Origin of the sequence: Anaeromyxobacter sp. SG64 (assembly GCF_022690745.1) — a bacterium.
Lineage (GTDB): Bacteria > Myxococcota > Myxococcia > Myxococcales > Anaeromyxobacteraceae > Anaeromyxobacter > Anaeromyxobacter soli.
The window spans coordinates 34,795-45,122 of the sequence record NZ_JALCZB010000034.1; the positions used below are offsets into that span (position 1 = coordinate 34,795).

At 74.3% G+C, this 10,328-nt stretch carries 9 protein-coding genes and 1 other RNA gene; 6 read left to right on the top strand and 4 right to left on the bottom strand.

All coding sequences use genetic code 11. The annotated features are described in order from the left end of the window. Positions 1-114: 114 nt before the first annotated feature. Entirely contained in the window at positions 115-2,046 is a 1,932-nt protein-coding gene (gene prpR, locus MNZ29_RS12230) for a propionate catabolism operon regulatory protein PrpR (protein WP_242355393.1), read from the top strand. A 37-nt stretch (positions 2,047-2,083) separates the two neighbouring features. Continuing rightward, on the top strand, positions 2,084-3,907 hold the full coding sequence (locus tag MNZ29_RS12235; RefSeq protein WP_242355395.1) for a glycosyltransferase family 39 protein: 1,824 nt from the start codon (positions 2,084-2,086) through the stop codon (positions 3,905-3,907). Positions 3,908-3,939: 32 nt separating this feature from the next. Here the strand turns inward: MNZ29_RS12235 and MNZ29_RS12240 are convergent, their stop codons facing one another. The 3 genes from MNZ29_RS12240 to rnpB form a co-directional block, all read right to left on the bottom strand. Next, positions 3,940-4,086, bottom strand: a complete 147-nt coding sequence (locus MNZ29_RS12240; RefSeq protein ID WP_242338573.1) for a hypothetical protein — start codon at positions 4,084-4,086, stop codon at positions 3,940-3,942. Between the two features lie 147 nt (positions 4,087-4,233). Next, positions 4,234-4,995, bottom strand: coding sequence for an endo alpha-1,4 polygalactosaminidase (locus MNZ29_RS12245; protein WP_242338575.1), 762 nt, complete (start codon positions 4,993-4,995; stop codon positions 4,234-4,236). A gap of 653 nt (positions 4,996-5,648) precedes the next feature. Then, positions 5,649-6,028, bottom strand: an RNA gene (gene rnpB, locus MNZ29_RS12250) — RNase P RNA component class A. Positions 6,029-6,214: 186 nt separating this feature from the next. On the opposite strand from rnpB, the gene MNZ29_RS12255 reads away from it, so the two are divergent. Further along, complete coding sequence (locus MNZ29_RS12255) at positions 6,215-6,889, top strand: PadR family transcriptional regulator (RefSeq protein WP_242338577.1); 675 nt, start codon at positions 6,215-6,217, stop codon at positions 6,887-6,889. A 31-nt stretch (positions 6,890-6,920) separates the two neighbouring features. Here the strand turns inward: MNZ29_RS12255 and nth are convergent, their stop codons facing one another. After that, entirely contained in the window at positions 6,921-7,601 is a 681-nt protein-coding gene (nth, locus tag MNZ29_RS12260; protein WP_242338579.1) for an endonuclease III, read from the bottom strand. A gap of 242 nt (positions 7,602-7,843) precedes the next feature. Between nth and MNZ29_RS12265 the strand changes: the two genes are divergently transcribed. From MNZ29_RS12265 to MNZ29_RS12275, 3 genes are all read left to right on the top strand, one after another. Beyond that, a complete protein-coding gene (locus tag MNZ29_RS12265; protein WP_242338581.1) occupies positions 7,844-8,875 on the top strand; it encodes a low specificity L-threonine aldolase in 1,032 nt (343 codons plus the stop codon). Positions 8,876-8,925: 50 nt separating this feature from the next. Further along, entirely contained in the window at positions 8,926-9,912 is a 987-nt protein-coding gene (locus MNZ29_RS24955; protein ID WP_242338582.1) for a M23 family metallopeptidase, read from the top strand. 160 nt (positions 9,913-10,072) lie between these two features. Further along, on the top strand, positions 10,073-10,328 hold a 256-nt coding region (locus tag MNZ29_RS12275), incomplete at its 3' end, for a hypothetical protein (RefSeq protein WP_242355397.1).

A 10,328-nucleotide genomic window follows, 5' to 3' on the forward strand; every position in this document is an offset into this window, starting at 1 on the left:
CGCACGCGGCGCCGCTGGCGTGGCGACCTCCGCTCGCGTACCGTTCTCGGGACACCGCGTCCCGGATTCGGCTCTCCGTCGCGGCGAGCGCACCCCGGCGACGCTGGAGGCCGCGTGCCCTTCCGCAGCGAGGAGAAGCCGGTCATCTGGGCCTTCAGCGCGAGCCGCCTGCGGCGCGTGCTCGAGAGCGCCGCCCCGATCTACGCCGACCGCGCCGAGGTGCGGGTGTTCGACCTCTCCTTCGAGGGCGCGCTGGAGACGGCGCGCAGCCTCACCGAGGCGGACGAGCGTGTGGACGCGTTCGTCGCCGCGGGCTCGAACGGCGCCTACCTGCGCGACCACGCCCCGGTGCCGGTCGCGCTCGTGGACGTCTCGACCACCGACGCGCTGCAGGCGCTCGCGCACGCGCGCACGCTCGGCCGCCGCGTGGGCATCGTGAACCACCGCCGCGTGCTCCCCGGCCTCGAGCGCTGGAAGGACCTCCTGCGCGGGGTCCAGATCGAGCAGCGCTCCTACGTCACCCCCGAGGAGGCCCGGGCCGCGGTCGCGGAGCTCGCGGCGCACGGGTTCGAGGTGGTGGTCGGCCCCGGCCCCGCCTGCGACGAGGCCGAGCGCGCCGGCCTCAGGTCGGTCCTCCTCTACTCGCTCGAGTGCGTCTGCGAGACGATCGAGCGCGCGATCGAGATGGCCCAGGTCGCGCGCGCGGAGCGCCGGCGGCGCGAGCAGCTCGCGGCCGTCATCGATCACATCGACGAGGCCGTCGTCGCGGTGGACGCGAGCGAGCGCATCGCGATCGTGAACCCCGGCTTCGAGCGGCTGCTCGCGGTGAGCGGCGCGGAGCTCCTGGGCAAGCGCCTCTCGAGCGTCGCGCCCGAGCTCTCCCTCTCCCGGGTCCTCGAGACGGGCGCGGCCGAGCTCCGCTCCTTCCAGAAGCTCGGCGCGCGCAGCCTGGTCGTGAGCCGCATCCCCGTGCGCGAGCGCGGCGTGCTCTCGGGCGCGGTGCTCACCTGCCAGGACTCGAGGACGCTCCTGCGCGTCGATCGCGATCTCCGCTCCGAGCTCCGCCCGCGGCGCTTCATCGCCCGCTACGAGCTCGCCGGGATCGTCGGGACCTCGGCCGCCATCCGCACGGTGAGGGCGCTCGCCGAGCAGTACGCCGGCACGGAGGGGACCGTGCTCATCACCGGCGAGAGCGGCACCGGGAAGGAGATGGTCGCGCAGGGGATCCACAACGCGGGCCGCCGGCGCGACCACCCGTTCGTCGCGATCAACTGCGCCGCCTTCCCCGAGGCGCTGCTCGAGTCGGAGCTGTTCGGCTACGAGGAGGGCGCCTTCACCGGCTCTCGCCGCGGGGGGCGGGCGGGGCTGTTCGAGGCCGCCCACACCGGGACGATCTTCCTCGACGAGGTCGGCGACGTGCCCATCACGCTGCAGACCCGCCTCCTGCGCGTGCTCCAGGAGCGCCAGGTGCTGCGGCTCGGCAGCAACGACCCGACCCCCATCGACGTCCGCGTCGTCGCCGCGACGAACCGGGATCTGAAGCGCGAGATCGGCCGGGGAGCGTTCCGCGAGGACCTCTACTACCGCCTCAACATCCTCCCCATCCCCATGCCGCCCTTGCGGGCCCGGAAGGACGACGTCGCGCCGATCGCGGAGGCGCTCCTGCGCGACGGCCTCGCCCGGCACGGCGTTCCGGACGTGCTCCCGCGGGCGCTGGCGCTGCTCCTCCCGTGGCTCGAGGGCTACGCCTGGCCGGGCAACGTCCGCGAGCTCGAGAACGTGCTCGAGCGCGTGGCGGTGCTGTACTCCCACCGCGCCGCGGCGCCCGAGCGCGTCGGCCCGGACGAGCTCCGCGCCGTGCTCCCGGAGCTGTTCCAGCTCCCGGAGGCGCCGCCGGACGCCGACCTCCGCAGCGCGCGCGAGGCCCAGGAGACCGCGGTGATCCGGCGCGTGATCGACGAGTGCGGCGGCAACGTGAACGAGGCCGCGAAGCGGCTCGGGGTGGGGCGCTCCACGCTCTACCGGAAGCTGCGGACGCCGGGCTGAGGACCTCCGCCAATTCCGTGGGCTATAGTCCGCCGCCATGAACTCGGGCATCGGGCGCGTGCTTGTCCGCTGGGCACCGGGCGCGATCATCGCGGCGACCTTCCTCGCGATGCTGGCGCTCAGCTGGGGAAAGTGGCCCGACGTCCTCGTGGACTTCGGCCACGAGCTCTACGCGCCGTGGCGGCTCAGCGAGGGGCAAGCGCTCGGCCGGGACATCCAGTGGGGCGCGACCGGTCCCCTCCCACCTTACGTGAATGCCGCCGTCTTCCGGATCTTCGGCCCCGAGCTTCGCGCGCTCGTCGTGTTCAATCTCCTGCTGCTCGCGCTGTTGACGTGGCTGCTCTACTCGCTGATCCGCGCCCTCTCGGATGGCTCCACCGCGACCCTCGCGTGCGTCGCGTTCCTGTCGATCTTCGGGTTCGGCCAGTACGTCGGGATCGGCAACTACAACTACGTGACGCCGTACTCGCACGGCGTGACGCACGGGCTCATGCTGTCGCTCCTCGCGATCTGGCTGTTCCACCGGTTCGCGACGGGAGGGGATCGGCGCCACCTCGGCGCCGCGGGGATCGCGGTCGGGCTCGCCTTCCTGACCAAGCCCGAGCTCTTCGTCGCGTGCGTGGCCGCGGTGGGCGTCAGCTGGCTGGCGTTCGCGAGAGAAGTCCGGAGCACCCGCCGAGCCGTTCCTGCGCTCGCCGTGCTGCTCGGCGCTGCGTGCGTTCCGCCCGTGGTCGCGTTTGCGCTGCTGCTGCTGAAGCTGCCCGCGCGGGACGCGCTGCACGTGACGCTCGCGCCATGGGCCCTCATGGCGACGCCGCTCACGAAGACCCCCTTCTATCTCGCAGGCGTCGGGCTCGACGCGCCCGCCGTGAACCTCGCTGCCCTCGCGCGCTGGGCCGGTGGGTACGTGCTCGTCGCCGGGCTCGGGGTGGCCGCGGCGCTGGCGGCTCACCGGCTGCGCCTGTCATCCTTCGTGTGGAGCGTCGGCGCGTTCGCGCTCACCGTCGCCGGGCTCACCTCGCTCGTGCCGCCGTGGCACTGGTTAGACGTCGCCCGGCCGTTGCCGCTGTTCGTCCTCTTCGGCGCCGCCGCTTACGCCTGGCGGGCGTTCAGGGGGCCACCCGGCGAGGCGCGGACGAGCGCGTCATCGCTCGGGTTCGCGCTCGCGACGTTCGCGCTCGCGCTGCTCGGGAAGATGCTCCTGAACGCCCGCATCATCCACTACGGGTTCGCCCTCGCGATGCCGGCGTCGCTGCTCGCGATCGTCTGGTTCACGTGGTCAGCCCCGAAGCTCCTCGAGAGCCGAGGACTGCGTGGCGGCGTGTTCCGCGGCGTGGCGACGGGGTTCCTCGCCGTGATCGCCCTCGCGTACGTCCAGCGGGCGTCGAACCTGTTCGCCACGAAGAAGGTCCAGGTCGGTACGGGCGCGAGCGCCTTCGTCGCGGACGACCGCGGCCTCTTCGTGGCCGAGATGGTGCGGCGGATCGAGCAACGCGCCGCCCCCGGCGACACGCTCGCGGTGATCCCCGAGGGCGTGATGATCAACTTCCTTACCCATCACAGCAGCCCGTCGCCGTACCTGACCTACCTGCCGGACGCGATCGCCGCTTTCGGGGAGGCGGCGATGCTCGAGGCGCTACGCCACGCTCCGCCGGACCTCGTGCTCGTCGTGTCGCGCGACGCGTCGGAGCATGGCGCCCGGACCTTCGGGATCGATTACGCGGGAGACACCTTGCAGTGGCTCCGCCAGAACTACGCTCCCCTGACGGTCGTCGGCGGCTCGCCCTTCAACCCCGACCAGTACGGGATGATGCTCCTCGCGCGGACTTTGCCGTCGCGCTCCGCGCGCGCGGGTCCGTAGCCTGTACGCGAGGGCGGCGCGCGCCCCGCCGGTCACGGAGATGCGCTCTCGTGGGCGAGCCGCTGCGCCTCCTCGCGCTCGGGCGGCTCGCCCGGATGCGAGGCGTACCAGATGCCCAGGGCGATCACGATGACGAACAGGACCCAGATCGGCCCGCGCGGCTCGCCGTCCTCGGTCACGCGACGCTCCCGCCGCAGGGGCGAAGCACGCTGACGGCGGCTGTGAGGGGGGCGCTCACGCGGCGAGCGTACCCCTCGGCGGGCCCGCGTGAAACGCGGCGTCCTGGCGCAGGCCGTCCGGCTCCGCCGGCGAGCCGGCGCCGCGGCTCACCAGCCCGGCTTCACGTTGTAGCCCCAGCCGCGGATGTCCCAGGACTCGCTCGTGATGTACGGGACGAAGCCCTGCGCCGAGATGGCGTCGTACAGCTCGCGCGCCCGGTCGCTGGACGGATCCGCGTACTCCGCGACGAAGACCGGGACGCCGCGCTCCTTCAGCGCCTTCATCTGCTGGAACTGCGGCCCCCAGTACCACGGGTCCTCCCACGGCCGGAGATACGCGGCGGGGTAGCTCGAGGTGGAGAAGAGGCCCTCGGTCTCCATCCCGTGGACGTACTGCGGATACGCGAGCGCGAACTCGAACCCCTGGTTGAAGATGAACTTCATGTCCGGGTGCTGGTCGAGGATCCGCTGCATCACCGAGGCGATGGCGTCGTTCACGTCCGCGCGCGTCTTGCCGGGCGGCACGTCGGGAGTTGCCGCGTCCCACTTGATGCCGCGCGAGCCCGTGCGATACGCCTCGTCCGAACGCCGGACGAGCCAGTCCTGCCACGAGGGATGCGTCACGTCGACGAGCTCCAGTCCCCAGTCGCCGTTCGTCCGCAGGATGTCGCCGCTGTAGCCGGACGCGGCGCGCAGCTGACCGTCCAGCTCGGCCAGGTTGACGTACGCGAACGGGCGCACCCCCGCGTTCGCGAGGACCTCGTTCGTCTGCGTGTCGCCCGGGTAGCCGGTCTCGAACCACTCGAAGCCCGCCCGCGCGACCGCCTCGGCCGGCAACCCGCCGCGGGCCCAGCCTCCGAACGACGGCATCGGCGAGTCGTCGCCGCGAAACTTCGTGACCGCGCTCTGAGCGCGGCCGTCGCCAGGAGCGCCGGCGTCGGCGGCCGCGGTGGTCTCGCACGGGGCAGCGGTGCCGCCGCACGACGAGGGGGCGCCGCCACCGCCACCGCCGCAGGCCGTGGCGAGCGAGATGAGCGAGGCGAGGGAGAGCGCTGCGGTGAGGCGTTCCTTGCGAATCAGTGTGGGCTCCTTCCGTTCCTGGTTCCGCGGCGAGAACGGGAGGCCCACCGACCGCATTTCCTGCGGACAGGTAGTCAGCGGTGAGCAGAGGAAGGGGCCGGTGATCCGTATGCCCCCGTTTGCCTACTGGAGCGCACTTGGCAGCCCGATGCCCACACGCAGCTCGGTCGCTCGTTATTTTTCAGCTGGGACTGAGAAAGAGCTGCACGGCTCGCGCCTGGGCCCGCGAGCGAGCATGCGCCCGGAGCCGCACCCTCACCGCGGGCGCCGTCACGCCCCTGGTCATTTCGGGTACGCGCGCGCCCGAGGCTTCGAGCGAGCGCTCGGAATGAAGGTCGAGCGCGGGCTGCGCGTGTGGGAACGAATGGCCGCCGAGGCTCTACGGAGGGGACGCCGGAGCAATCCGGCAGATCCCCCTCGACGCCGTCCATCGGAAAAGAAAATGCCGGAGCCGCCCTGTAAGCCGAGTTCTGTCCCGCGGGTCTCCCCGCGGCGGCGAACATTCCTCTAGGACGCGCGTTGCCGCGCGCCTCCAGCGGGCCATACCCGGAGGCGAAGACCGGGCCAGTCGCCTCCCTATTTGCCCTTGCACCGGGTGGGGTTTGCCATGCCGCGCCGGTCACCCGGCGCGCGGTGCGCTCTTACCGCACCGTTTCACCCTTGCCACGCACGCCTCGCGGCGCCGTTCGGCGGTCTGTTCTCTGTGGCACTTTCCTGCGGGTCGCCCCGACCGGTCGTTAACCGGCACCCTGCCCTGTGGTGCTCGGACTTTCCTCGGCGGCCCCCGTTCCTGCGAGGCCGACGCGTTCGCCCGAGCGGCTCCAGCGAGACCCGTGTAACACGCGAGATGGGTGGCGGCAACGCGAGCCCCCGCGCGGCGGTGCGGCGGACGAGCGGGCGGGGACCGCCGCCCGCTCGAACCTGGCCCTCGAGCTCGCCGCACCAGCGGGGCTTGACGGCTGCCGAATGTCTCCGATATATCGACGACACACGACGAGCTGTCGCTCGAATGGAGGCGCTCATGTTCGGTCCATGGTCGTTTCGGCGGTTCCACCACGATCCCGAGTCCTGCTTCGCCGGCGGAGGCCGCGGCCGGCACCACCGCCATCGCGGCGGCCATCACGGGCACGGCGGCGACGGCCCGGGGCCGGGCGGCGGCGACAACCCGTGGGGCGGGAATCCGTTCGGCGGGAACCCCTGGTCCTTCTTCTTCCGCGGCCGGAAGACCCGGCGCGGCGACGTGCGCGCCGCCATCCTCGCGCTCCTCTCGGAGCAGCCCCGCAACGGCTACCAGATCATGCAGGAGCTGGAGCAGCGCAGCGGCGGGGTGTGGCGTCCGAGCCCGGGCTCCGTTTACCCGGCGCTCCAGCTGCTCCAGGACGAGGACCTCGTGAAGGCGGAGGAGAGCGGCGGAGGTCGCGTCTTCCAGCTCACGGAGCACGGCCGGGCGTACGTGAAGGAGCACGCCGAGGACGTCGCGGCGCCGTGGGAGGCCGCCCGCGCCGCCGCCGGCGAGGATCTCCCCGAGCTCCTGGGCCTCGCCCATCAGGTCGGCGTGGCCGCGGCGCAGGTGGCCCACGCCGGAACTCCCGCCCACGTCGCCGAGGCGCGCAAGGTGCTCCAGGACGCGCGCCGCGCCCTCTACCGGATCCTCGCGGAGGACGCGCCCGAGCACGGGCGGTGACCGCACGGGCGAGGTCGCTGGCCCACCGGCGTCACCTGCGCATCGCCACCGGCACCCCGCGCTTCGGGCACAGCTCCTCGACCGGACAGCGCGAGCACGCCGGCCGCCGCGCGTCGCAGGTCCGCCGCCCGTGCCACACGAAGAGCTGGTGCGCCTCGCCCCAGCGCTCCTCCGGCACGAGCGCCATGAGGTCCTGCTCCACCTTGGACGGGTCCGCCTGGCGGGTGAGCCCGAGCCTCCGCGCCACGCGGCCGACGTGCGTGTCCACCGGGAACGCGTGCGCGGCGCCGAGGTGCACGAGCACGACGCCCGCGGTCTTGCGCCCGACGCCCGGCAGCGCCTCGAGCGCCTCGCGCGTTCGCGGCACGCGCCCGCCGTGCTCGGCGGCGATGGCCGCCATCGCGGCGACGATCGCCTTCGCCTTGTTGCGGTAGAGCCCGAGGCTGCGGATGAACGGCCAGAGCTCCTCGGGCGCGGCGGCGGCGTAGTCCGGCGCGGTGCGGTAGCGCGCGAAGAGCGCGGGCGTCGCGCGGTTCACGCCTGCGTCTGTGCTCTGCGCCGACAGGATCACCGAGACGAGCAGCTCGAGGTCGTTCCCGAACTCGAGCGCGATGCGCACGTCCGGCATGGCGCGGGCCAGCCGGTCGACGATCTCCACCGCGCGGGCGCGCTTCCCGGCGGCAGGGGGCCGCCTCCTCGTGGGTGTCGGCATCGCGCGCGGATGCTAGCACCGCCCGCGATGGTCGCGGCGCCGCGCCGGCACCGGGCGAGGCGTGGCCCACGGCGCTGGATGAGCCGCCTCCGGGCTTCCAGCACGAGCCCGTCTGGTTCCGGCGCGTCGCCCGCCTGGCCGGGCGCGCTCCCGCCTCCACCGAGCGCTCGGGGTGCGGTGAGCCGGAACGCGATCCCGAAAATCCCGCCTCCTCGCGGCGCCGGAGTTAGGCTCCCCTGCCCATGACCCCCATCGATCTCCGGTCCGACACCGTCACCCGGCCGACCCCCGCCATGCGCGAGGCGATGGCCCGCGCCGACGTCGGCGACGACGTCTACGGCGAGGATCCCACCGTGAACCTCCTCCAGGAGGAGGTCGCGGGGCTCCTCGGCAAGGAGGCGGCGCTCTTCGTCCCCTCCGGGACGATGGCGAACCAGGTCTCGCTCGGCGTCCTCACCCGGCCCGGCGACGAGATCGTCTGCGACGCGGGCGCCCACTGCATCTCGTTCGAGAGCGGCGCGCTCGCGGCGCTGTGGGGCGTCCAGGCGCGGACGATCGCGGCGGAGCGCGGGCTCCTCGAGCCGGCCGCGGTCGAGGCGGCGATCCGGCCCGCCGGCGACGTCTACCCCCGCACCCGCGTCGTCGCCCTCGAGAACACGCACAACCGCGGCGGCGGCGCGATCTACCCGCTCGAGCGCGTGCGCGCCCTCGGCGAGCTCGCCCGCGCGGGCGGGCTCTCCCTGCACCTCGACGGCGCGCGTCTGTGGAACGCGTGCGCCGCGACCGGGGTCGCGCCGGCGGACTACGCGCGCGAGGCGACCACCGTCTCGGTGTGCCTCTCGAAGGGGCTCGGTGCGCCCGCGGGGTCACTCGTGGCCGGCGCGCGCGAGCTCGTCGCCGAGGCGCGCCGGCTGCGGAAGCGGCTCGGCGGCGGGATGCGCCAGGCCGGGATCCTCGCCGCGGCCGGGCTGCACGCGCTCCGCCACCACCGCGCGCGGCTCCCCGAGGATCACGCGAACGCCCGCCACCTCGCGGACGGCCTCACGGAGCTCGGCGGGCTCCTGCCCCTGCCGGTCGAGACGAACCTCGTCTTCGTCGCGTTCACCGGCCGGAGCGCCGCCGAGCTCTCCGCGCGCCTCGCGCGCGAGGGCGTCCTCGCGAACCCGGAGGGCTCGCGGCCCGACCTGCTGCGCCTCGTCACGCACATGGACGTCTCGCGCGCCGACGTGGACGAGGCGCTCGTCCGCATCGGCCGCGTGCTGCGCGGCGCGTGACGGGCCGCGAAGGCGAGGCGCGGGAGGGCGCGTGGTAGCATCCGCGGCGCGTGCTCCGCGCCCTCGCGATCGCCCTCGTCGCCGCCGCGCTCGCATGTGGCCGCGCGCCCGCGCGGAAGATGACGTTCGCGGACGCAGGCTTCACGGCCGGCCGGCCGGGGGGCGACGACGCCGGGAGCGCGCAGGAGCCGGAGGAGCCGCCCCCGCCGCCCGTGGACGTCCCCGCGCCCGAGTCCATCGCGAGCGAGGCGCCCGAGGGTCCGCCCATCGACGGCACGCTGCTCCGCTTCGCAGCCCAGGCGCGCGATCGCCGCGCGACGCGCCCCGCGGGCCGCGGCTTCCCCGAGGACGCGGACCGCGCGTGGCGGGGGCTCGTGGCGGAGCTCGACGCGTACCTCGGCCGGGCGCTGCCCCAGACGCCGCTCCTCGAGCTCGTGCGCGCGCGCGTCACCGTCGAGGCGGAGTGGGACTACGACGTGCGCCACTACGGCCCGCCGCCCCGAGACCTCGCCGCGCTGGTGGCCTCGCGTGCGGCGCGCTTCGGCACCCGCATCGCCACCGCCCGCGCGCTCGGCCTCGGCCTCTTCGCGCGCACGAGGCCGCCGCTCCTGCGCTGGCCGGTGGAGCAGGCCGGCATCTCGAGCGTCTTCGGGATGCGCACGCACCCCCTGGACGGCCAGCGCCGGATGCACTTCGGCGTCGATCTCGCCGCCGACGCCGGCCGCGTCGTCGCCGCCGCGGCGAAGGGGTTCGTGGTGCGCGCCGGGTGGATGGGCGGCTACGGCCTCATGGTGGAGGTCCACCACGCCGGCGGGCTCACGACGCGCTACGGCCACCTCGCCGCCCTGCTGTGCGCGCCGGGCGACGCGGTCGAGCCGGGGGGACCGCTCGGCGTGGTCGGCCGGACTGGCCGCGCGACCGGACCGCACCTGCACTTCGAGGTCTGGCGCGGCGGCGAGCCGTCGGATCCGCTCGCGTGGCTCGGGGTCGTCCCCGCGTCGGGCGCCGGCTTCGGCCACCCCGCGGCCCGCCGCTGACGGAGCCAAAAAGCGAGCGCCCCGCGAGCTGCGCGCGGGGCGCCCGGTTCCCACACCCTCCCCCGAGGACCTTGCTCCACCGGGGCGCGGCGGATGACGCTCTCGTGTATCAATGAGGGGCACGCGGGGTCAAATCCCCCCGCCTTCACATGGAGTCCCGATGTCCGCGTTCCTGGCGGTCACCCTCCCGCTCGCGCTCGCGGCGACCCTCGACGTCCCGGCCGGCGCCGATCTCGCCGCCGCGCTCGCGCGGGCCCGCCCGGGCGACGTGGTGCGGCTCGCCGCCGGCGAGCACCGCGGCGGCATCGACCTGCCCGCCGGCGTCCGGCTCGAGGGCGCCGGCGCGGGTCGCACGCGCGTCGTCGCGCCGGAGGGGGAGGACGCGCTCACCGCCTCCACCCCCGGCGCCGCCGAGG